At 66.0% G+C, this 23470-nt stretch carries 17 protein-coding genes and 1 pseudogene; 2 read left to right on the top strand and 16 right to left on the bottom strand.

Annotation, left to right across the window (positions count from 1 at the left end; genetic code table 11):
- Position 1: 1 nt before the first annotated feature.
- From RT614_RS10300 to fes, 8 genes are all read right to left on the bottom strand, one after another.
- A complete protein-coding gene (locus RT614_RS10300; protein WP_313622006.1) occupies positions 2 to 1012 on the bottom strand; it encodes a chemotaxis response regulator protein-glutamate methylesterase in 1011 nt (336 codons plus the stop codon).
- Positions 1009 to 3297, bottom strand: coding sequence for a hybrid sensor histidine kinase/response regulator (locus RT614_RS10305; protein WP_313622007.1), 2289 nt, complete (start codon positions 3295 to 3297; stop codon positions 1009 to 1011). The genes RT614_RS10300 and RT614_RS10305 overlap by 4 nt, the downstream gene beginning before the upstream one ends.
- Positions 3294 to 3956 (bottom strand): chemotaxis protein CheW, encoded by a 663-nt coding sequence (locus RT614_RS10310; RefSeq protein ID WP_313622008.1) that lies wholly within the window; start codon positions 3954 to 3956, stop codon positions 3294 to 3296. The genes RT614_RS10305 and RT614_RS10310 overlap by 4 nt, the downstream gene beginning before the upstream one ends.
- A complete protein-coding gene (locus tag RT614_RS10315) occupies positions 3949 to 5244 on the bottom strand; it encodes a CheR family methyltransferase (RefSeq protein ID WP_313622009.1) in 1296 nt (431 codons plus the stop codon). Before RT614_RS10315 ends, RT614_RS10310 begins: the two co-directional genes overlap by 8 nt.
- Positions 5241 to 5783, bottom strand: a complete 543-nt coding sequence (locus RT614_RS10320; protein ID WP_313622010.1) for a chemotaxis protein CheW — start codon at positions 5781 to 5783, stop codon at positions 5241 to 5243. The genes RT614_RS10315 and RT614_RS10320 overlap by 4 nt, the downstream gene beginning before the upstream one ends.
- 8 nt (positions 5784 to 5791) lie before the next feature.
- Positions 5792 to 7411 carry a methyl-accepting chemotaxis protein gene (locus RT614_RS10325; RefSeq protein ID WP_313622011.1) on the bottom strand — a complete coding sequence of 540 codons (1620 nt, stop codon included), beginning with the start codon at positions 7409 to 7411 and terminating at the stop codon, positions 5792 to 5794.
- 252 nt (positions 7412 to 7663) lie between these two features.
- Positions 7664 to 9130 carry an amidase gene (locus tag RT614_RS10330; RefSeq protein WP_313622012.1) on the bottom strand — a complete coding sequence of 489 codons (1467 nt, stop codon included), beginning with the start codon at positions 9128 to 9130 and terminating at the stop codon, positions 7664 to 7666.
- A gap of 117 nt (positions 9131 to 9247) precedes the next feature.
- A complete protein-coding gene (gene fes / locus RT614_RS10335; protein ID WP_313622013.1) occupies positions 9248 to 10837 on the bottom strand; it encodes an enterochelin esterase in 1590 nt (529 codons plus the stop codon).
- 219 nt (positions 10838 to 11056) lie between these two features.
- On the opposite strand from fes, the gene RT614_RS10340 reads away from it, so the two are divergent.
- Entirely contained in the window at positions 11057 to 11419 is a 363-nt protein-coding gene (locus RT614_RS10340) for a group III truncated hemoglobin (RefSeq protein ID WP_313622055.1), read from the top strand.
- 7 nt (positions 11420 to 11426) lie between these two features.
- On the opposite strand, the gene RT614_RS10345 is transcribed toward RT614_RS10340, so the two are convergent.
- The 8 genes and pseudogenes from RT614_RS10345 to RT614_RS10380 form a co-directional block, all read right to left on the bottom strand.
- Positions 11427 to 13697: an ATP-dependent DNA helicase gene (locus tag RT614_RS10345; RefSeq protein WP_313622014.1), complete on the bottom strand. Its 2271-nt coding sequence runs from the start codon at positions 13695 to 13697 to the stop codon at positions 11427 to 11429.
- Positions 13694 to 15337, bottom strand: a complete 1644-nt coding sequence (locus RT614_RS10350; RefSeq protein ID WP_313622015.1) for a VRR-NUC domain-containing protein — start codon at positions 15335 to 15337, stop codon at positions 13694 to 13696. Before RT614_RS10350 ends, RT614_RS10345 begins: the two co-directional genes overlap by 4 nt.
- A 36-nt stretch (positions 15338 to 15373) precedes the next feature.
- Positions 15374 to 15916, bottom strand: coding sequence for an ATP-binding protein (locus RT614_RS10355; protein WP_313622016.1), 543 nt, complete (start codon positions 15914 to 15916; stop codon positions 15374 to 15376).
- Positions 15917 to 16244: 328 nt separating this feature from the next.
- The gene (locus RT614_RS10360; protein WP_313622017.1) at positions 16245 to 17564 is read right to left on the bottom strand and encodes a cytochrome c; all 1320 of its coding nucleotides are present in this window, start codon (positions 17562 to 17564) and stop codon (positions 16245 to 16247) included.
- A gap of 12 nt (positions 17565 to 17576) precedes the next feature.
- On the bottom strand, positions 17577 to 19352 hold the full coding sequence (locus tag RT614_RS10365; protein WP_313622018.1) for a GMC family oxidoreductase: 1776 nt from the start codon (positions 19350 to 19352) through the stop codon (positions 17577 to 17579).
- A gap of 3 nt (positions 19353 to 19355) precedes the next feature.
- Positions 19356 to 20069, bottom strand: a complete 714-nt coding sequence (locus tag RT614_RS10370) for a gluconate 2-dehydrogenase subunit 3 family protein (protein WP_313622019.1) — start codon at positions 20067 to 20069, stop codon at positions 19356 to 19358.
- A 325-nt stretch (positions 20070 to 20394) separates the two neighbouring features.
- Positions 20395 to 20514, bottom strand: a pseudogene (locus RT614_RS10375) (GntR family transcriptional regulator); the annotation flags it as partial.
- Positions 20515 to 20617: 103 nt separating this feature from the next.
- Positions 20618 to 22390 (bottom strand): hypothetical protein, encoded by a 1773-nt coding sequence (locus RT614_RS10380; protein ID WP_313622020.1) that lies wholly within the window; start codon positions 22388 to 22390, stop codon positions 20618 to 20620.
- A 249-nt stretch (positions 22391 to 22639) separates the two neighbouring features.
- Here RT614_RS10380 and RT614_RS10385 point away from each other — a divergent pair, with 249 nt between their 5' ends.
- Entirely contained in the window at positions 22640 to 23431 is a 792-nt protein-coding gene (locus RT614_RS10385; protein ID WP_313622021.1) for an APH(3')-II family aminoglycoside O-phosphotransferase, read from the top strand.
- The last annotated feature ends 39 nt before the right edge of the window (positions 23432 to 23470 follow it).

A 23470-nucleotide genomic window follows, 5' to 3' on the forward strand; every position in this document is an offset into this window, starting at 1 on the left:
GTCAGGCGAACGCCTGGATGACGCGGGATGCAATTTGTTCAAGTGGCCGGATCTCGACGGCGGCCTGCATGGCCGCAGCGGCCTTCGGCATGCCATAGACGGCGCTGGTGGCCTGGTCCTGTGCGATGGTCAGGCAACCGCGGTCGCGCAGCGCCTTCAGGCCGCGCGCGCCGTCCTGGCCCATGCCGGTCAGCAGTACGCCAACCGCCACGCCGCGCCAATGCTGCGCGACGCTGTGGAAGAAGACGTCGATGGAAGGCCGGTACAGGCTTTCCTTGGGGCAGTCGGTGTAGCGCAGCGTACCATCCTCGCGCAGCACGAGATGGTCATCCGTGCCGGCCAGCAGGACCTGCCCCGGCAGAGGCCGCTCGCCCTCGCGCGCCAGACTGACCGGCAGCGACACCTGGTCGTTGAGCCAATCCGCCATGCCGGCTGCGAACGACGCGTCCACATGCTGCACCAGCACGATGCCCGCCGGGAAGTCCAGCGGCAAGTCGCGCAGCAACTGCGCCAGCGTGGCCGGCCCGCCCGCCGACGCGCCGATCGCAAGCAGGCGCCGCGCGCCCGCCTGCGGCGCCGGCGCAGGCGCAGGATTCATGGCCGGGCGGCTGCCGTAGCGGCCGATCAGCCAGCCGATGTTGCGGATCTTGCGCAGCAGTTGCGCCGCCGCGGTGCGCATGTCGGCGTCGCCGACCACGGGCGTGTCCACGGCGTCCAGCGCGCCGTGGCCCATCGCATCGAAGACCCGAGACGTATGGCGCGCAACGTCCGACGTCACGACGACGATGGCGCAAGGCGTTTCGGCCATGATGCGGCGCGTGGCTTCGACGCCGTCCATGACCGGCATGATGAGGTCCATCAGCACGACGTCGGGTCGATCCCGGGCGCACTGCTGCACGGCCTCCAGGCCGTTGGATGCCGTCCAGGCGATTTCCAGGCCCGGCTCCAGTGCGATGGCCCGCCGCAGGGTCTCGATAGTGAGCGGCATGTCGTTGACGATCCCGATTCTCACGTTCGCGCCTTTCCGATGAGATCTTCGACGGCGTCGAGCAGCGCATCGTCATGGAAGCTGCCCTTCGCCAGGAAATAGTCTGCGCCGGCATCCAGGCCGCGCTGCCTGTCCTCTTCGCGATCCTTGTACGACACGACCATGACGGGCAGGTTCTGCAGCTTCGGATCGGTCTTGATCCGCGACACCAGTTCAATACCGTCCATACGAGGCATGTCCACGTCGGTCACGATCAGGTCGAAGTCGTCGCTGCGCAGCATGTTCCAGCCGTCCATGCCGTCCACCGCCACCGCCACGTCGAAGCCGCGGTTCACCAGCAGCTTGCGCTCCAGTTCGCGAACCGTCAATGAATCATCCACGACCAGCACGCGCTTGCTGCGACGGGCGGCCGTGGCGCCGCCACGGCTGTCCACCCGCGACAGGCGTCCGCCGTCGATGAGCTTCTGCACGGACACGAGCATGTCTTCGACGTCCAGGATCAAGAGCGGCGTCCCGTCGTCCATCAGCGAACCAGCCATGATGTCCTGCACCTTGCCCAGCCGCGGGTCCAGCGGCTGAACCACCAGCGTGCGCTGGCCCACGAAGCGGTCCACGGCGATGCCGTAAAGCCGGTCGTGGTCGCCCACCACCACCACGGACAGCGATTCGGCGGCGGGCGCCGGTTCGCCGGCGCGCAAAATCTGGCGCGCGGAAACCAGGCCGATCTGGCGGTCCATGAAGCGGAAATGCTGCTGCCCCTGCAACTGCTCGACATCCTGCGCGTCCACTTGCAGGGCATGGTTGACGTAGGCCAGCGGAAACGCGTAGATCTCGCCCTGCACCTCGACAAGCAGGCTGCGCACCACCGACAGGGACAACGGCATCTCGAGCACGAAGCGCGTGCCCTGCCCGGCCTGCTGGTGGACACGCACGGCGCCGCGCAATTGCCGCACCATGTTCTGCACGACGTCCAGCCCCACGCCGCGGCCGGAAATCTCGGTGACTTCGTCGCGGGTGCTGAAGCCCGACAGGAACAGGAATTCAAGCAGTTCGGCTTCGGTCAGCCGGGCGGCGGTCTCGGTGTTCGTGAGCTTGCGCTCCACGACTTCGTCGCGCAGCCGGTCCAGCGAAATGCCGCAGCCGTCGTCGGCCAGTTCCACCAGCAGCATGCCGGCGGAATGGCGCGCCGACAGCGTGATCGTGCCTTCCGGCGGCTTGCCCGCCAGCGCGCGGGCCGCAGGCATTTCAATGCCGTGGTCCACGGCGTTGCGCAGCAGGTGCATCAGCGGCGCATCCAGCTTTTCGAGGATGTCGCGATCCACCTGCGTGTTCTCGCCCTCGATCTCCAGCCGCACCTGCTTGCCCAGCGACCGTCCCAGGTCGCGCACCATGCGCGCCATGCCGCCCACGCCGTCGCCGAAGGGCCGCATGCGGCAGGCCAGCGCGGTGTCGTACAAACGCCGGGTCAGATGGCTCATGCGCCAGCCGAACTCGTCGACTTCGCTCGTGCGCTCGGTCAGTTCGCGCTGGCATTGTTCAAGGACGCGCTGCGCGTCGTCCAGCGCGGCCTGGCCGCGCGCATCCAGCTGCTGGTCGGCAAGTACCGCGCGCACGCCATCCAGCGCGTGCGCGGCGCCTGCCTGCAGGCGCCGCAGGCGCAGCATGGCGGTGCTGAATGGCCCTACCCATTGCGACTCGACCAGGGTTTCGCTGGACAGCCCCAGCAATTTGTTGAGCGTATCGGCCGTGACGCGCAGCACGCGTTCGCCTTCGCCCAGCCCGTGGTCCGAGCTGCGGCGCGACGGCGCAGCGGACCGCGGCGGGACGGCCGGCGCCGGCTGCTGGACGGGGGGCTCGTCTTCGATCCGCACGATCGGCGGCAGGAAGTCGGACGGTCGAGGCTCGCGCGGCGCCGCGGGCGGCGGCATATTGGGCGCGCTGCTCAGGCGCGCCACCAGATCGCCGATCTCCGCGTCCAGTTCGACGCCGGGCATCGCCACACGCTGAAGAAGGTCGGCGCCCAGCAGCAAGGCATCGATATCGCCGGCCTGAAGGCGCAGTCGCCCTTCCTGGGCCGCCACCAGGCAATCCTCCATCGCGTGCGCGATGCGCACGGCGGGGTGCAGGTCCACGATGCGCGCCGCGCCCTTCAGCGAATGCGCGGCGCGCATGCAGGCCTCGAGTTGCGGTGCGGACGTGGGGTTCTTTTCCAGCGCCAGCAGGCCGTTGTTCAGCACCTGCACCTGAGTGCGGGTCTCGAGCTGGAAGAGCTCAAGCAGCGAGGCGTCGCGCATTTGATCCGGGTTCACGCCAGGCTCCGTTCCAAGGCCTGCATCAGCAGGGTTTCATCCAGCACGCCCACGCTGCGCGCGCCGCAGCGGGCCACGCCACGCGCGTACTTCAGGTTGGCTCCCTGCACTGTCGACGGCAACGGTTCCAGCGCATCCAGATCAACGGCGTGCATGCCTTCGACCTCGTCCACGGGCAGCACCACCGCCCGGCCCGCGACGCCGAAGATCAGCATGCGCGCGGCAGCCGGCCGCTCCCGCGCCAGCGGCGCCGCCGTGTCCAGCCCCAGCAGCCGCGCCAGCGACACGCAGACCGTCAGCGTGCCGCGCACATTGGTCACGCCCAGCACGGCAGGATCGCGGCGATGCGGCAGGCTGATGATGCCGCGCATGCCGGCCACTTCGTCCAGCGTCCGGGTCGGCAGGCCCAGCCACTCCCGATGCAGCCGGAACACCAGCAACGAAGACAGGTTCCCCGATTGATGCTCGACGGCGGTTTCGGTCTCGTCTTCCATTCCCGGCGCAAGCCTGTCCAGGATGCGCTTGGCGGCCGCCGAATACACCGGGCAGTTTCGGCAATGCACATGGTCAGGCAACTGCGCGCAGCTCTTGTCGCCGCGGATGCCTATGCGGTTCCAGCAATCGTCCACATCGGAGAGCACGCCTATGGGTTCAGCCACGTCGCGCCTCCTCGCGCGCCGCGCGCGCTTGCAGGCGGCGAGCGCTCTCGTGGTCGCCGTCGGACGCCACCAGCGCGGCCAGGTGCAGCAGCGCCTCGCGATGGTTCGGATCCAGGTACAGCGCCTTGCGGTACTCCGACCGAGCCTGCTGCGCCTGGCCGTCCGCGTCCAGCAGCAGGCCATGCAGGTGCAGCGCGTCGGCGCTGGCCCCGTGGATCTCGATATGCGCCTGGCACTGCGCCATGGCGTCCCGCACCCTGCCCTGATCGGCCAGTGCCGCGATCTCGCGTAGCGACGCCTGCGCAGCCTGTCCCGGTGCGTTGCTTCCCGGCAAGGAGGGCGCATCGGCGATGGCTGCGTGCGGCAATGGCAATCGAGGCGCAGGCGCCTGCGCCACCGGACGCCGCGGCGGCGTCCAGGCATGCACGATGGGACGCGCCGAGGTTGGCGGCTGGCCCCACGGCGCCGCGGGTTCAACCGGCGCGGGCGCCGGTGTGGCGCGGAAAGCGAACGAACGGGCCATCGGCACCGAAGGCAGGCGGCGCCCCGTCAGCAGGCTTGTTTCGGCCGGCCCCACGAAGATCACGCCGTCCTCGCGCGCAAATCGCCTCAGCACCTGGACAGCACGCTCCTGCGTGGCCAGGTCGAAGTAGATCAACAAGTTGCGGCAGAACACGAAGTCATAGGGCGCGGCGCCCGCCAGCAGGTTCGGATCGAACAGATTGCCCGACTGGAACCTGACCTGCGCCATCACCCGGGCGGCCAGTTGATGGCCGTCGGCCACCTCGGAAAAATGCCGGGCGCGGAACGCCAGGTCGTCGCCGCGGAAGGAGTTGCGTCCATACACCGCGCGCTGGGCAAATTCGACCATGCGCACGCTGATATCCACGGCGTCCACCTGGAAGCGATGCGGCGGCACGCCCGCATCCAGCAAGGCCATGGCGATGGAATAAGGCTCTTCGCCGCTGGAACAGGGCATGCTCAATACACGCAGCACGCGGCTTTCGCACCCCGGCGCGAACAGGCGCTCGCGCGCAAGCGCCGACATGGCGGCCTGCGACTCCGGATACCGGAAAAACCAGGTTTCCGGAACGATCACGGCCTCGATCAACTGCTGCATTTCGTCCGGCCAGGCCTGCACCCGCATCAGGTAGTCCTGCTCGTCTTCCACGCCGGCCGCATGCATGCGGTGCCGCACGGCCCGTTCGACGGCGGCGCGTCCGATGGAGCCGCTGTCCAGGCCCATCCGCCGCTTGAGCAGGCCGCTGAATTCTTCAACCAGGCTCATTGCCGCACCTCGTCCGCCGACTCGCCCTGCGATGCCGGAAACAGAAGCGCCCGCACGTGCGCGGGCAGCAGGTCGTCAACCTTTACCGCCTGGACCATTCCGTGCGCATCGCTCAGCACCGGCCCCAGGTAACGGGCTTCGGAATTATCCAGCGCGTGCGGCTGGAAATCGGCGGGGTCATAGTGCACGGTTTCGGTCGCATGCTCGAGGATCAGGCCAAGCAAGCGCTCTTGTGTATCCGGGCCGCCCCGGTAGCGCACCATGGCCAGCCGCGTGCTGGTCACGGGGGCATGGGCGCCGGCGCCAGCCAGCGCGCTCATGTCGATGACGGGCACGGCCGCGCCCCGGCGCTCGATCATGCCGGCCACCCAATGCGGCGCGCCAGGCACCTGCTTCCACGCGCGCAAACCCAGGACTTCGGCGATATCGCCAGCATCCAGCGCGTAGCGATCGGCCGCGATGCGGAAAAGCAGGTGTAGCCGGCGTGCGGGGCCGGCTGCACCCGCGGCGGCCGATGCGCGAACGGCGGGGGCAGTCATGGCGACCGTCACACCTTGAACCGCGAAACGCCGCTGCGCAGGTCGTTGGCCACCAGCGTCAGCTCTTCAATCGCCAGGCTGGATTGCCGCAGCGATTCCACCGTCTGCTGGGCGGCGTCGCTCAGCTGCTGCAGGGCCTGGTTGATCTGTTCGGCGCCAGTCGCCTGCGCCTGCATGCCTTCGTTCACCATCTGCACCCGCGGGGCCAGCGTCTGCACTTGCTGGATGATCTGGGAAAGCTGGTCGCCCACCTGCTGCATGTCCGCCATGCCCCGGCGCACTTCCTCGGAGAACTTGTCCATGCCCATCACGCCGGCGGACACCGACGACTGGATCTCGCGCACCATCTGTTCGATGTCGTAGGTGGCGACGGCCGTCTGGTCGGCAAGCCGTCGGATCTCGGTGGCCACCACCACGAAGCCGCGGCCGTATTCGCCCGCCTTCTCGGCCTCGATCGCGGCGTTCAGCGACAGCAGATTGGTCTGGTCGGCCACCTTGGTGATCGTGGTCACGACCTGGGTGATGTTGCCGGCCTTTTCGTTCAGCACCGCCAGTTTCGCGTTGACCGAACCGGCCGCGCCCACCACGTTGCGCATCGTGTCTTCCATGCGCGCCAGGCCGACCTGGCCGCTGCCCGCCAGCGTGGCGGTCTGCTCGGCGGCGCTGGACACCTCGGTCATGGTGCGAACCAGCTCGCGCGACGTGGCGGAGATTTCGCGCGAGGTGGCGCCGATTTCCGTGGTCGTGGCAGCCACTTCGGACGCGGTGGCCTGCTGCTGTTTGGAGGTGGCTGCGATTTCCGTCACCGACGTGGCCACCTGTACCGCGGACCGCTGCGTCTTCCCGACCAGGCCGGTCAGCTCGTCCACCATGCCGTTGAAACCCGTTTCAATGGCGTTGAACTCGTCCTGGCGCGCCAGCCGGAGCCGGCGGGTCAAGTCCCCGCCGCCCGTGACTTCCAGGGTCCTGACGATGTTGGCCATGGGATTGGCGATGGCGCGCATCAGCAGATAGCCACACACGATGGCCGCGGCGATAGCCATGGCCAGCGAGACCAGCATGCCGGTTTCGGCGGATTCCACCGCCTGCCGTATGCTCACCGCCGCTTCGTCGGCCTGCCTCTTGTTTTCAACCACCATCCTGGCCAGAACGTCGCGTCCGCGGTAGAACGACGGCCGCAGTTCGGACACGATGCGCGCCTGGGCGCGGGCCGGGTCCGCCTGCATGGCGGGCGACAGGATCTCGGCGCGGATGCGCTTGTATTCCTGCAGCTCTTTCTCGAAGGCCTCGAACATCTGCCGGTCGTCCCGCCGCGCGATCGTGCGCTGGTAGAACCCGATGTATTCCTCTAGCTGCTGGTCGTTCCGGGGCAGCACCTCAAGCGCGGTGCGTCGCTCCTGCTCGCTGGCGGCGTTGAAGGCGTCCTGCACCACAACGAACCCGGCGAACCAGGACGCCCGGATCGACGTGCTGTAGTAGATGCCCGGCACGGCGTCGTCGTTGATCATTTCGACCTCCGACTCGATGTGCAGCAGCCGCCGGTAGTCCACCACCACCATCAACGTCATGATGGCAAGAATGACCAGGAAACTGGCCATGATGCGCTGGCGGAGCGTCACATTTTTCATACCGGGAGACCTTTGTGCTGTATCGACTTGCGACGCCCTGCCCGGGACGCCCCTGGGTTATTCCCGCGCCGGCCCGGTTTCGGCCAGCGGATTTCGAGGAATGTGGGAAAGTCCGACAATTATTACAAAGGTGCAGCCCCGCAGCCATGAAAAATCCGGGAAAACCCAAAAGAAGCGTGGCTGCGTCGGAAAAATGCAAAGCTCTATTACAGTTAATCAGCTGGTTTTGTTAGCGCAAGTAGCGCCGTGCTTTCACGCCGGCTTTGACCAGAGCGCGGCGGGCGGTGCGTCCTGCACCCAGTCACGCGCCTTCTCGTAAGCGTGGGCCAGCTGCAGCACCGCCAGGTCGCCCCGAGGCGGACCAATGAGCTGCACGCCCATCGGCAGGCCGGCGGCGTTGAACCCCACCGGCACGCTGATGACCGGGCAGCCCGCCAGCGTCCAGGGCGTCACGGTTTCCATCCATCGGTGATAGGTATCCATGGGCCGGCCGGCGATTTCCTTGGGCCAGTCCAGGTTGACGTCGAAGGGAAACACCTGCGCGGAAGGCACGGCAAGATAATCCACGTCCTCGAACATGCGCAGCACGGTCTGGTACCACGCACTGCGCTCCTCGCTGGCCTGGTAGACCTGCCGCCCCGTCACGCCTTCCAGTCCTTCGACCTCCCAGATCACGGCTGGCTTGAGCAGCTTGCGGGTCTCGGGGTTCTGCACAAGCGCTTCGAGCTGCCCACCCACCATCAAGTGCCGGTGCGTCAACCAGATGCGCCATAGCCGATCGCCAGCGAACGGCACCTGGTAGTCGTCAACCCGGCAGCCTGCCGTCTTCAAGTCGTTCAGCGCCTGGACGCAGAGATCCAGCACACCGGCCTCCATGGGCAGATAGCCGTCCCAGTCGCCCAGCCAACCGATTCGCTTGCCCGAGAGATCCGCATCCAGCGGCTGGGCGTACTGCGCCGGGTCGTCGGTCAATGACAAGGGCGCGCGCTTGTCATGGCCAGCCATCACCGACAGCATCAGCGCGACGTCGCGTGGCGTGCGGCCCATGGGGCCTTCGTAGGACAACTGCTTGAGGAACACTTCCGGCCCCGGGCCGGACGGCACCCGTCCCGCCGACGGGCGCAAGCCGTAGACGTTGCAGAACGCCGCAGGATTGCGCAAAGAGCCGCCAAAGTCGCTGCCGTCGGCCACGGGCAGCATGCGAGCCGCCAGGGCGGCCGCCGCGCCGCCGCTGCTGCCGCCGGCGGTCTTGGAGGAATCATAGGGATTGCCGGTGGCGCCGTAGACCTCGTTGTAGGTGTGCGATCCCAGGCCGAATTCCGGCACATTGGTGCGCCCGATGAAGATGGCGCCGGATGCCCGCATGCGTTCGACCATGATCGAATCGTGCTGCGTCACCACGTCCTTGTAGACCGGCGAGCCCATCGACGTCACCATGCCGCGCACCGCGGTCAGGTCTTTGGGCGCCTGCGGGATGCCATGCAACCAGCCCAGCCATTGCCCAGCCGCCAATTGCGCGTCGCGCTCGCCGGCCTCGCGCAACAGCTCATCGCTGTCCCGGCGCGCCACGATGGCGTTCAACTTGGGATTGACCTGGTCGATATGCGCCAGATAGGCCTGCATCACCTCGCGGCACGACACGCGACGGGTTCGAATCGCCTCGGACAGCGCGTGCGCAGGCATGGCCACGATGTCATTCAGCGGGGCGGGGGTAGGCATGGGTACTGGTCTCCTGGGTGCGCGCCCGGAACCGCCGGGCGCGCGTATTGTCGTTGCGCGCGACGCGGCGGCCGAAGCCGCCCGCGCGTGCCGACAATACTACGCAAAAATGCCCGGCTAGCGGCTGGCTTGTTGCTGCGTGCCGATCAATTCCAGCAACCCATCGGACAGCGTGCCCCGCCAGCTCAGGTAGTCGTGGCCGCCCGCGACCTCGCGGTGCGTGACCAGATAGCCTTTGGCAAGCAGCACGTCGCGCAAATGGCGGTTGGTTTCCAGGATGCCCGGCTGGCCGCCGCGCCCGGATTCGAACAGCCCCGCCCCAAGGAAAAAGCGCACGGGCAACTTGCGCACGGCCACGAACTGCCGCGTCAGCCACTGGTCTTCTTCCCCGGGCGGCGCCCACCAGTAAGAACCCGACTGGCTGAGCACATTGCCGAAGACCTCCGGATGGCGCAGCGCCGCATACGACGAGGCCAGCCCACCGTAGCTCGATCCGCCGATCACCGTGCGCGCCGCCGGCGCGACTATGCCCTGCTTGCGCGCCCAAGGCATCAGTTCGCGCGCCAGGAAATCGGCGAAGTCCGGGTTGGGCGGCAGTTCGCGCCCGCGGGAGTCCGCCGTGGGGTTGTCGATCAGCAACGCAGCCGTTGGCGGTATCGCGCCCGCCGCGATCATGTTGTCCAGGATGGTCGGGGTGGGCACCCGGCCCAGGTACGCGCCGGCGTCGAACAGCACCAGCACATGATTGTCCGGACCGTCGGGCCGCCAGCCGGCCGGCCGGTACAGATGGACCTTGCGCGTGTTGCCCAGGATATCGCTGCGCAGGTCCAGCGCCTCTACCGTCCCCGCAGGCACGCCCGCGCGCGGTTCAACCCAAGGTTGCGGCGGCGCATCGGCCAGTTCCAGCACCGAATACGTCTGGAAGGCATCCATGCCGCGTTCGGGATAGACCTTGGGGTTGTGCGGATCGGCCTGCGCGGTGGCCAGGATTGCGCGGCGCCGCGCCATGCCGGCGCCCGGCAGTTCGGGCACGTCGGGCGCCAGCCGATACGACAGGCGCGCCGACCTGGGCACCACGAAGCTCACGTACCAGACGTCGGAATTGCCCAGCCGGGACAACTGCGCGTGATCCGTCGAGGGCCCGCCGAAAAGGCGGACATTGCGCTCTGCGCCACGCCACAGGAACGTGACGCGGTCATTCGCGGCGTCCACGCGCTCCACCAGCGGCGTCCCCTTCTGCGCCACTTCCTCCCAGAACGCGGCGGTCGTGCCGCCCTGTGCCAATGTCTGCGCCAGCGCGGCCAGTCGCGGACTGTCGATGACGGGCGCGGGCGCGTGCTGCGCCGACAGCGGCAGGCGCTCGGTCACCGTCCACCGGTACGCGCCCTGCCCTTGGGCCCGCACCGTGTAGACGCCGTCCGCGGGCCCCACCAGCATCAGCACACCCGCCGACTTTTCGCGGTCGCTCAGCCGGCGCACGTGGCGGCCGCTCGCATCCAGCAGATCCAGGGTCACACCGCTATCGGCGGTCCACGCGCCTGCCAGGAATTCCCCCTTCTGCATCGAAATCGGCTGGTCCGCGGGAGCCTGCGGCGTTACCGCGCCTTGCGCCGACTGCGCCGCTGACCAGCCGGGCGCCATGACAGCCAATGCAAAGGCCAGCGCCGCCGGCGTCAGGCCATCCCGCCATCCTTTCGTTTGTCGCATAGATATCCTCCTTAATAAGAATGGATATCATTATTACCTAAAAGCGACGCCTTCCTGTCTTGCCTTCCATCAGGCCGGAGTCCGCATAAATTCCCGGCTCGCGCTTGAGCCATATCAAATCGCCCGTGTCCAAGCGCGCCCTAAGATCGCCTCCTGCCCCGCCCGGAGACCATCTTGACCACCACCACCGACCTTTGCACCGAAGCCGAAATCCAGGACATGGTGCACACCTTCTATGGCAAGGCCCGCGCCGACGAAGCACTGGGCCCGATCTTCAACGGCATGATCCACGACTGGGACGACCACCTGGCCACCCTGTCCGACTTCTGGTCCGCGGTGCTGCTGGGCACGCGTCGCTTTTCCGGCATGCCCATGCCCAAGCACGTCGCCATGCCCAACCTGAGCGCCGACCTGTTTGAACGCTGGCTGGTGCTGTTCACGGAAACCACCGACGCCCTGCCCAACCGCGCGCTGGCCGACGCCGCGCAGGAAATGGCCAAGCGCATGGCGCGCAGCCTTTGGTACGGTTACCAGCTTTCGCGCGATCCCAGCCAGCCGCTGACCGAACTGCGCCCCGCTTAAGCGACTCTCAGCCCAGTTCCCACCAACCGGGCAGCAGCCCGCGCACCTTGGCGCGGCGGTAGCGGTCGTCGATCAGGTGCACCGTGCCGACGTCGTGTTCAGTGCGGATCACACGGCCTGCCGCCTGCACCACCTTCTGCATTCCGGGATACAGGTAGGTGTAGTCGTAGCCGTTCTCTTCGCCATAGCGCAGATCCATGGCGCGCTTCATGTTTTCGTTTACCGGGTTGACCTGCGGCAGCCCCAGCGTGGCGATGAACGCACCGATGAGCCGCTTGCCAGGCAGGTCCACCCCTTCCGAAAACGTGCCCCCCAGCACGGCGAACCCGACGCCCTGTCCGGTTTCCGTGAAGCGCGCCAGGAACGCCGCGCGGCCGGGCTCGTCCATGCCGGGCGTCTGCAACCAGATCGGCACCTGCGGATGGCGCTGCCGCATCAGGTCAGCCACCCGCTGCAGGTAATCGAAGCTGCTCAGGAAGCCCAGGTAATTGCCTGGCCGTTCCGCGTACTGGCGGGCGATCAAGTCGGCGATGGGCGCCAGCGACCGTTCGCGGTCGCGATACCGGGTGGACACGTTGCCCACCACCCGCACCGCCAACTGCGCAGCCTGAAACGGGGCGGCCACGTCGATCCATGGCGAGTCCTTGGGCAGGCCCAGCGTGTCGCGGTAGTACTGCTGGGGGCTCAGCGTGCCGGAGAACAGAACGGTCGCATGCGCCGCCGCATAGCGCGCCGCCAGGTAAGGCGCGGGGATCACGTTGCGCACGCACAGGGTGGACGGCGGCGTCTTGGCGCTGGCGACGGCCGCGCTGCTCAGTGTTGCATCGAACAGCGCGTGCGATGCGAATTGCTCGGCCAGCCGCATGAAATGCAGCGCTTCAAAATAGAAACCCAGCACAGGATCATCCTGCGGCAGCGGCGTCTGGCCGATGTGCTCGTTGATGGCCGCGACGGCCTTCTGCACGGCCGCCAACACGCCGGCCGGGACGGCGTCGTAGGCCTGATAGCGCTGGTCCTGCTTTTTGTTGAACGCATTCCATGACCGATGCAGCCCGTCCAGCGGCTTTTTCAGCGCCTTGGGCGCCGCATGTCGCGCCGCCGTCAGCCGGTTCTGGTCGAGCTCGCCCGTGTACATGCGGCGTGCGCGGTCCACCAGATTGTGGGCCTCGTCGACCAGCACCGCCACCTTCCATTGATGCGCCTGCGTCAGCGCATACAGCATCGCGGTGGAATCGTAGTAATAGTTGTAGTCCCCCACCACCACATCGCTCCAGCGGATCAGCTCTTGCGACAGGTAATACGGACAGACATCGTGTTCCAGCGCGGCGGCGCGCACGGTGGGCGCGTCCAGCCGGGTCTGAGCAAGCGCCGCGACGCGAGCCTGCGGCAGGCGGTCGTAGAACCCGCGCGCCAGCGGGCAGGAATCGCCATGGCAGGCCAGGTCGGGATGCACGCAACTTTTGTCGCGCGCCTGCAGGTCCAGCACCCGCAGCCCGGGCGCCGCCGGCTGTGCGTTGACCGTGTCCAGCGCCTGCACGGCCAAGCCCCGGCCGGAGCCCTTGGCCGCCAGGAAGAAAACCTTGTCCAGGCCCGTGCCCGGACTGGCCTTGAGCAGCGGAAAGATCGTGCCCAGCGTCTTGCCGATGCCGGTGGGCGCCTGCGCCATCAGGCAGCGGCCGTCGCGCGCCGTGCGGTAGACGGCCACGGCCAGTTCGCGCTGGCCCGACCGGAACTCGCCGTGGGGAAACGCCAGCTTTTCCAGCGCCGCATCGCGCGACTGGCGATGCGCCAGTTCCGTCTTGGCCCAGGCAAGGAAGCGTTCGCACTGCGTCTGGAAAAAGGCGGCCAGATCGTCGGCCTGGTGCGTTTCCACCAGCACGGTCTCTTCTTCGGTCGCCACGTTGAAGTACACCAGCGCCACGCGCACGCTGGCCAGGCCGCGCGACTGGCACAACAGGTGGCCGTAGACGCGCGCCTGCGCCCAGTGCACGACGCGGTGGTTCTCGCGCACGCCGTCGAATTGCCCGCGGTAGGTCTTGATCTCTTCAAGCTGGTTGGCGACGGGGTCGTAGCCGTCGGCGCGGCCTCGCACCAGCAGGGTTTCAAAGCTGCCCGACAGCGGAACCTCGGTTTCGTAGTCCGGACCGCGCCGCCCCGTCACCACCGCATGGCCCGCCATGCCTTCCAGCCCGCTGGGCGCGGGTGTAAAGCGCAGGTCCAGGTCGCCCGCCCGGGCCGTGAATTCGCACAGCGCGCGCACCGCCACCGCGTAGCTCATGCCGCGTCCTCCAGCCAGCTGACGTGGCACACGCGCACCGGCATGCCGTGCGACACGCAATACTGCAGCCAGCGCATCTGGTTGTCCTGCAGCTTGTCGCCCGGCCCTTTCACCTCGATCAATTCATAGCGGCGCTCGGCGGGCCAGAAGCGCACCAGGTCCGGAAAACCGGTGCGATTGCCCTTGACGTCGCGCAGCAGCCGCGTGAAGAACAGCTTCAGGTGCGCGGCAGGCACGCAATCCAGCGCCTGCGTCAGCAGGGGTTCGGACAAGGCGCCCCAGAACACGAACGGCGACTGAACGTTCGACTTGTCGGCATAGCGTTGCAGGATGACGTCGCGATACGCCGACGTATCCAGTTGCGCCAGGCATTCGGCGAACTGCGCCTGGCGCCGCGCGTGAAAATCCGGCGCGTCCAGATCGGCCGGCCCGCGCTGGAACGGATGAAAGAAGGCCCCTGGCAACGGCTCGAACACGGCGGGCCAGCACAGCAAGCCGAACAGCGAATTGATCAGCGCGTTTTCCACGTAATGCACCGGAGCGTCGTCGTGATGCAGGTGATCCCGCGTCACGTATTCCACCGCCGACGGCCGGGCCGGGCGCGCCAGGGCAAGGTCCGTTCGCGGCAACGCCGGCGCGGCGGTGCGCACTGCCGCGCCCTGCCCCAGCCCGCGCCGCAGCCGCGGCATCATGCGCGCGACGCGCTGGCTTTCCTCTTCGCTTTCCGGCGCATCGCCCGCCTGCAGCGCCAGCGCCATCGCGTCCTGGAACCGCTGCATCCGTTCATACACGCGGATGCGGCGGTGGCGGGCGCCGGGGTAGGCGCAGCAGGCATATACGCGCTGTGCGGCTTCCCAGTCCTGCGCGCGCTCGCAGGCCTGGCCAATGCGCAGCAACACCTTGGCGCGGCGCTTTTCCAGCCAGGCGTTGCCGCTGGCGCAGTCTTGCGCGGCGCGCAGCAGCACGTCGATGTCGGCGCCTTCGTCCAGCGCCTGCCGGCAGGCATGCAGCGCCAGATAGCAGTCGACGTCCGCGCGCGTCTGGAACGCGCGCGACGCCGTGTCGAACGGCACGGTTTCGTACTGGAACACTCCCAGGTCGGCCAGCACGAACTCAGACCAGTCCTGGTGCAGGTTGCCGAAGAACATCAGGCGCAGGCGTTCGCAGCGTTCCGTCACGGTCACTCGCCAGACGCCTTCGGCGCAATCCGGATGCCAGCCGCCATAGGGCCGCGCATCGGGAAACTCGGCGCGCAGCGCCTCCCGCATATCAGCCTTGCGAGCGGCGGCCTTCACTGCGCTGTTAGCGAAAATGCGCGCAAGTTCCGGCTTGGTCAGCAGGCCAAAAAGCTCGTCCAGCGTCATCGGGGCGGACGCGTCCAGCCAGCCCAGCGCCTGGAGCGGCGCTGCCGCGTCTTCGATGCCCGGGATCTCGTCGTAGACCAGCCGGCTGGCGCGGAACCACGGGCCGCGGCGCATCAGCATGCGCACCATCAGCGCCTGCGACGCCTGCGGCAAGGCGGCAAAATCTTCCAGGAACTGGCGATCGCCGGCGTCCAGCAGGTCGGCGTAGCGATCGGAGATCCACGCCAGCGCGCGCTGGAAATTGTGCAGGTAGTAGTAACGGTGCGGGGGCAACATCGGCGGCGGCCGAGAAACTGTTTATTTATCCAGTAATCATAGCAGGCCGGCCGCCTCCGGCCCCGCCCAGGGGTGGCGGAGGATGGCCAGCCCTTCGTGCTCGTCGGGTTCGACAAAATATGCCGTGATCGCGTCGTACGCCTCGTCGCTGGTCGTGAAGGCATGCGTGCCCGACGCGTTGCGCGCGCGCAGCCGTGCCTTGCACTCCGCATCCGGCACATCCAGGTAATGCAGCGTGTGCGCGCATCCCGCCTCGTCCGCCACCGCGAGCAGCCATTCGCGGCTGCGCCGCGTGTTGGCGGGAAAATCCAGCACCACCGACAGCCCCGCCCCCACCAACGCCGCGACGTGGCTGCCCATGGCGTTGCGCAGGCGGCTGGCGCAGCGCCCGTAGTCCGTCACGTCCACGATCTCACCGGGATACAGCGCCGCCAGCCAATGATCTTCGCTGAGCAGCAGCGTCCGGGGCTGCGCGGCAAGCCGGGCGGCCAGCGTGGATTTGCCCGCGGCGATCTTGCCGCACAGGAAATGCAGCACGGGCGCGGCGCTGCCGCAGGCAAGGGATTCGGGGGACGACATGGGAGGCTCCTGTAAGGCAAAAAAACCAGGAGGCGGAAACAAAAAACCCGCCTCGTGGCGGGTTTGTGTAGCGTAGTCCGGATGCGCGCTAACCCACCATCAGTGCGATGGTGGAAATAATCAAAGCGAACGGGGCGCGGGTCGGGAACATGAAGCGCAGCTTGCGCCCTCGGCCGGCGCTTGTCAATTTGGCACACGAAAAACGCGGCGCATGAAAAACGCGGCGCATGAAAAACGCGGCGCATGAAAAACGGCGCCGGAAAGCCTGGGCTTTCCGGCGCCGCCTGTCGACGCCTATGTTGCGCGCCGATAGGGTCAGCGCATGCGCTTACTGCGCGCGCACCGGCTGCGGCGCCGCGCCGATGTCCTTGCGGACCTTGGCCACGTCCGAGGCCGTCACTTCCGCCCCCTTGTTGCCCCAGCTCGACCGCACGAAGGTCACCACGTCGGCGACTTCCTTGTCGGTCATGCGCCAGTCGAAGCCCGGCATCGCGTACGCCGTCGGCGCCGCCGCCGTGCCCGGCATCTGCGCGCCCTTGAGCACGATGTGGATCAACGAGGCCGGATCGGCCGAGTTCACCGTCGAGCTCAGCGCCAGCTGCGGGAAGGTCTCGGCATAGCCCTTGCCCGTGCTGCGGTGGCAGGCCGCGCAGTTGTTCAGGAAGGCCATGGCGCCGTCGCCCTTGTCCTTGCCGGTACGCAGCGCTTGCGCCACGGTCTCGTCATAGGCCAGGGGCTTGGTGGCGTCCTTGTTCACCGGAGGCAGGCTCTTCAGGTACACCGCGATGGCGTTCAGGTCGTCGTCGGTCAGGTGCTGCGTGCTTTCCTCGACCACCTGAGCCATGCCGCCGAATGCCGCCGAGTGGCCGTTGCGACCGGACTTCAGGAAGGTCGTGATGTCTTCCTTGCTCCAGTTGCCCAGGCCGTCGGTGGCGTCGCCACGCAGGTTCTTGGCCAGCCAGCCTTCCACCACGCCGCCCGACAGGAATGCCGAGCCGTCCGCGTCGGTCAGGGCCTTTTCCTGCAACGCCACGCCGCGCGGCGTGTGGCAGGTGCTGCAATGGCCCAGGCCTTCGACGAGGTATTGACCGCGCAGCAGCGCCTGCCTGTCGGCGCCGTTGGCGTTCACCGTGACGGGAGCCGTCGCGACGTCGGGCGCGAACATCCAGCGCCACACCGTCAACGGCCAGCGCATGGACATCGGCCAGACGATGTCGGTGTCCTTGTTTTCCTGCTTCACGGGCTCGACGCCGTTCATGAAGTAGGCGTACAAGGCCTTCACGTCTTCGGGCGTGACCTTGGCGTACGCCGTGTACGGCATGGCCGGATACAGCGAATGCCCGTCCTTGGCCACGCCATGGCGCACGGCCTGGTCGAAGTCCTCGAACGTGTAGTTGCCGATGCCCGTTTCCTTGTCCGGCGTGATGTTCGTGGAATAGATCATGCCCAGCGGCGAATCGATCCCCAGGCCGCCGGCAAAGGGCTTGCCGCCCTTGGCCGTGTGGCAGGCGATACAGTCGCCGGCGCGCGACAGGTACTCGCCCTGCTTGATCATCTGCGCATCGGTGGATGCCGGCGTGCCGTCCGCGGCGAACGCGGCGGTGGCAACCAGGGCCGAGAAGGCCGCAACAATGGTCTGCTTAATCATTGTTCCGTCTCCTTAAGCCTGGACCAGCGGGCCGGGGTTCTTCAGGTACTGGTCGCGGATCGCTTGCGCGGCCCAATACGCCAGAGCGCCCACCAGCCCGGTCGGGTTGTAGCCCATGTTCTGCGGGAACACGCAGGCGCCCATCACGAACACGTTGGGCACATCCCAGCTTTGCAGGTACTTGTTGACCACGCTTTCCTTGGGATTGGAGCCCATGATGGCGCCGCCCGTGTTGTGCGTGCTCTGATAGACGCGCGTGTCGTAGCGCGCGCCCTTCTTGCGCACGGCCACGAAGTGCTTCTCGGGATTCATGGCCTTGGCCACGGTCTCCATGCGCTTGCCCATGTAGCCCAGCATGTCGAACTCGTTGTCGTGCCAGTCGAACGTCATGCGCAGCAACGGCTGGCCATAGGCGTCCTTGTACGTCGGGTCGAGCGACAGGTAGGCGTCGCGGTACGACATCACCGAACCGGAAATGCCGATCGTCATGAAGCGCTGGTAGGCGTCCTGCACGCCCGCCTTCCAGGCCGTGCCCCAGGAGGGCGTCCCCGGCGTCGTGGGCGTCTGCTTGATGGGACGGCCGCCGTAGCGCACGTGGCGGATGCTGGCGCCGCCCACGAAGCCCAGCGGGCCGTGGTCGAACTGGTCCCCGTTCAGGTCGTCCATGCCCACGCCGCCCGCGCCGGTGCCGACGAAGGGGTTGAGCTGGGTGCCCTTGGGCAGCAGCACGTTGACCGCGCCGTTCATCTGGTACGCGTAGTTCTTGCCGACCACGCCTTCGTTGGTCTTGGGATCATAGGGCTTGCCGATGCCCGACAGCAGCAGCAGACGCACGTTGTGCATCTGGTAGGCCGACAGGATCACCAGGTCGGCGGGCTGATCGATCTCGCGGCCTTCCGCGTCGATGTAGGTCACGCCAACGGCCTTCTTGCCCGTCGAATCCAGGTTGACCTTGATCACTTGCGAATGCGTGCGCAGCTCGAAATTGGGCTTCTTCAGCAGCACCGGCAGGATGGTGGTCTGCGGCGAAGCCTTGGAATACATGTAGCAGCCGTAGTTTTCGCAGAAGCCGCAGAAATTGCAGGGCCCCAAACGCACGCCGTACGGGTTCGTGTACGGGCCCGACGCGTTGGCGGCGGGCGTGGGATACGGATTGAAGCCGACTTCGCGCGCGGCCTTGTCGAACAGCGATGCGCCGTAGGTGGTGGCCAGCGGCGGCAGCGGGAACTCCTTGCTGCGCTTGCCTTCCAGCTTGTTGCCGCCTTCGACGATCTGGCCGTTCAGGTTGCCGGCCTTGCCCGACGTGCCGCAAACGTATTCGAACTTGCTGAAGTACGGTTCCAGCTCGTCGTAGGTCACGCCGAAGTCCTGGATCGTCATGCCTTCAGGAATGAACTTCTTGCCGTAGCGCGTTTCATAGCGCGTGCGCAGTTCCAGTTCTTCGGGCAGCACGCGGTAGTGCATGCCGTTCCAGTGGAAGCCCGCGCCGCCCACGCCGGTGCCCAGCAGGAACGAACCGTTCTGGCGATACGGCACTGCAACGTCGTCCACGCCATGGCGGATCGTCACGGTTTCCTTGGACAGGTCCTGGAACAGATAGCCGCGCACCGAGTACTTCAGTTCATCGATCACCTTCGGGTATTCGGCGTCCTTGGGCGTGTCCTGCATGCCGCCGCGCTCCAGCGCCAGCACTTGCAGGCCCGCTTCAGTCAGCTCCTGGCCCAGGATCGCGCCGGTCCAGCCGAAACCGACCAGCACTGCATCAACTTTGTCTTTCTTGATCGCCATGATTTAACCCTTCTCCCCAGAGATCGACACGGGGCCATAGGGGTACTTCACATTGGGTTGGTCGACCCAATCCATGAAATCGGCGCGCGCGCCGGGAAAGCCCACCATCTTCCAACCCACCATGTTCTTGTTGCCGCCATAGATCGGATCGGCAAAGAAACCTTCCTTGGTGTTGGAAAGCAGGAAGTTGAAGAACGTCTTGGACGGCACGGACTCGAACTCGATCTTGCCGGCCTGCAGATCCTTCAGGATCTGTTCCTGCAAGCCCTTGTCCAGTTCGGCGTACACCTTGCCGTGCGTCTTCACGCACCAGGCGTCACAGGCCTCGATACCGTGGCGATAGACCTGGCGCGGATTCTGGTCCAGCTGATAGCCCAGTTCAGGCACCCGGTCGGTATGGAACGGACCTTGCATGTACCAGAGCTTGCCGTGGCCGAAGGGCGTTTCCATCTGACGGTCGATGAACTCGGGCACGCCGGCGGCGATCGCGCCAGGGCCGTACTCGTCAGCGGGGATCAGGTGATCCACTGCGGCAGCGATGAAGGCCCATTCGGCCTTGGTGAAATACGTGGGTTCGTAGGGCTTGGCCGCCTGTGCGGCCTTGCCGTCGGCGGCGTTGGTACAGCCGGCGGTCAGGCCGCCAACCACCAACGTGGACGCCGGCACAATAGCCAGCGTCTGCAGAAACCGCCGGCGCGGTTGTGCGTCATCAGTCATGGACATCTCCGTGATTACTCCAAGTTGTCCTAGCGCGCTACCGAACATGAAAACTTGGAAACACGAACTGCCGAGCTAGAGACAACACGCTCTTTTCTTGCTGAAGATCAAACCTGGTCTTGGAAAAGGGACGTAAGAGCGGGTGCCGGAATTATGCGCTTTTAAACGCGTCTGATCTGCTCGAACGACCGTATCAGATCGAAATTGTTGACATGGAAAAGTCTTTTGCATTAAGGACAACGTAAGAAGCCCGCAAAAGCGGGCTTTTCTGACAGGAAGGTGAACAGATTCTATTGATTTGCGCGGCGCGACGGCCGCCTGCGAATCAGGCCGTGGTCTGGACGTGCAATCGGCTGGACTTGCAGCGGTGCAGCGCGCGATAGTGTTCCAGGGGACGCCCGTTGGCGCCGTAGGCGATCGACTCGATGCGCAGCAGCGGCTCCGCGCTTGCAGCGCCGACCTGCTCCAGCGGCGCCCCGGGCGCGACAGGCCCGCGCTGGTGACGCGCCTGGCACACCCGCCTGCCTCGGCGGCTGCGCGCTGCGGATCTAAAACTTCGTCAGGATTGTCCAGATGGCGCCGATATATGCCACCACCACCAGTGTCTTGAGCCACTCGCTAATATCGAGTCGGAAAATTATCCACCCCCCCAAAACCAGAAGTGCCGCGATCACCAGCCAGATGATCGGAGCACAAGCTGCGCCAGCCGCAACCCACCACGCGTGCTTGCGTTGCACCGGCATGTTGGGTGAAGGGTTGAAATTCCCGTCGAGTATGAATTCGGCTATTGAATCCCAGCTGTTTTCGTCCAGCGCAGCGCTGTGCCCTCCGGAAACATAACGATTCGGCGGTGGCAACTGGAATAGACCGGGTTCTTGCTTGCTGAACCCATAGTGGCCCGCACCGCCCACATCCTGCCACTGTATCCGCTGCATCGCATTCGGAAAAAACGCCACCACCCAATCCGCGCTGGCCGCAAAACTGAGAACTTTTTCGACTCTTGAGCTGCGGATCAGCGCCGGCCAGTCTTGATCAGTCCGCAGAACGCTCCCCGCGAGAACAACATGCTTGAAGGACACCGCCGGGTAGTCCCTCATGGCCTTCGCCAGCAGATAGGTGCCATGGCTATGGCCGACATAGGAGAGATGCGCGTTCGGAAATCGCGCCTTGGCCTCGGTAACTCGGTCCATCAACCATTCGACCTTTGCCTGTCGGGCTCCGGGCCGCAAGAACGACAGAAGCGGAAAGTATCCATAAGACGACGTTTGCAGCGCGATTTTCCTGGTCCCCTTGGATCTCGCCGCATGGGCAGCCACCCGTTGACCAATTTTCTCCGTCCAATAGCCCAAATCCCGTATGCCGTGCATCACGAACACGACATCACTAACTTCAGGATTCAGAGGTGGAGTCTCTGCAATCGCCAGCGGCACCATCGCGGTTTTGCCCGGTTGGTCCGACAGCGCGCTCTGAAACACCCTCTTGCGCTCCTCTCCCGGCGCGCCATGCTCGGCGCCCATGAACACAACCGAGGCATGGCCCGAACGAGGCACCTCCAAGTAGCTGAAATCATTCCCGGTCACGGGATCGATATTCGCGCTTGGCGGCACCAAGTCATCCTGAGTTCCCAACAGCTGGACTACGTGTGCAAGCTGCCCGCCTTGCTCTCGCGTGCGCTTTCGCAGCGCCAGCCACTGCAACCGCAACTGAGTGATGAAAGGCGCGCCACGATGCGCGGACATGACAATGAAGGGACGCCCCCCAAACGCCTGAATCAGCCTTCCCGCGAACAGCCCAACGCTCATCGCGACACCCCGGCTTAGCGACATGTGATGCGAAACGCTCCACCCCCGGTTCATACCTGCCAATAGAACAATCATGTGGATCGCCGTCCCCCAGGGCCTGGCAAATGCCAACGACCCCTCCGCGTCGCGACCCAAGGCCTGAGCCAACCCGGCCTCGAACGGGGCCTCGCGTGCTTCGCCCATGGCGACCACATACAGTTTGCGCGCGTACAGGCTGCCCATGCTGTGGCCCACCAACAAAACTCTTTCGTACTGTCGCCCTTCGGATGCCTTCGACCGCCAGATGGCGTCCATCTGCAGCACGACTTTTGCAAGCACCGCTGTAGGATCCTCCCGCGACAAGATCCGGAAAGGTAAGTCGGGGACGAAGACATCGGTATCGGCTCCTTCGGGCGTATCCCGCAATGCCGCTATCAGCGAACCCATGGTGGCGGAGGTCTCACTTAGACCGTGAAAAACAACGGCGAGATAGCGACTTTCTCCTGACCGGTCAATGAATACCTCATCACTCGTCGTCATATTGACTCCGCTTTTGGTGCCGTCGCCAAACTGCGCTTTTGTCGCAGCGCCGTACCGACTTCCCGATGCCGAGCAGGAGCATGAACTTTTCTGCCATCAGGATCCCTCGGCCCTACGCGATATCGACAAAGATGATAGGCCTGCCTCTCGGGAGCCGCATCCTCCAATTCGAGTATGCGGTTAACGCGTCTTCGCCCCCCAACCCTGTCCATGCAAGAATCTGCGTATCCAAAACCAGAGACGAGCGCCATGCAACACCCGACCTGCGCTGCGGAGCACCTGCCCGCCAAATGGCGCCACGAATTCATCAGCGCGGATATCCAGCAGCAATCCATCGGCGAATCGCGTGCGGATGTATTCCTGATACGCAGCGCAAACCGCCCCGACCGTTACCTGAAGTCCGAGCGCATCGACGCGTTCTCCGAGCTACCGGACGAGACCGAACGCCTGCGCTGGATGGCTGCACAAGGCCTGCCCTGTCCGGCCGTGCTGGACACCGCCCAGGAAAATGATCGCCAATGGCTGCTCATGAGCGCGATGCCCGGGCAGGATCTGGCCAGCGCCAACCTTGCCCCTGAACGCGTCGTCAGCATCCTGGCGACGGCGCTGCAAGCCTTGCATCGGCTGCCGATCGCCCAATGTCTCTTCGACCATCGGCTGGAACAGCGTATCGCCGCCGCCCGGCGCACCCTGGATGCCGGCTTGGTGGACGAGTCGGATTTCGACGATGAACGGATGGGACGGACCGCCCAGGACGCCTTTGCCGAACTGCTGGCGACGCAACCGCGCGCGCAAGACCTGGTCGTCGCGCATGGCGACGCGTGCCTGCCCAATTTCATGGCGAAGGATGGCGTCTTCACCGGCTACATCGACTGCGGACGCCTCGGCATCAGCGACCGTCACCAGGACCTTGCCCTGGCCGCCCGCAGCATCGAACACAATCTGGGGCGCGAATGGATCGCCCCCTTCTATCGTGCCTACGGCATGCAGCCCGACGACCAGCGCATCGCGTTCTACTGCTTGCTGGATGAGTTCTTCTGATCGCCGGTCTGGCGTGCGGCGCTGGGATTTCTTCTGATC

The sequence above is a fragment of the Achromobacter sp. genome (assembly GCF_032102605.1).
Taxonomy (GTDB): domain Bacteria; phylum Pseudomonadota; class Gammaproteobacteria; order Burkholderiales; family Burkholderiaceae_B; genus Achromobacter.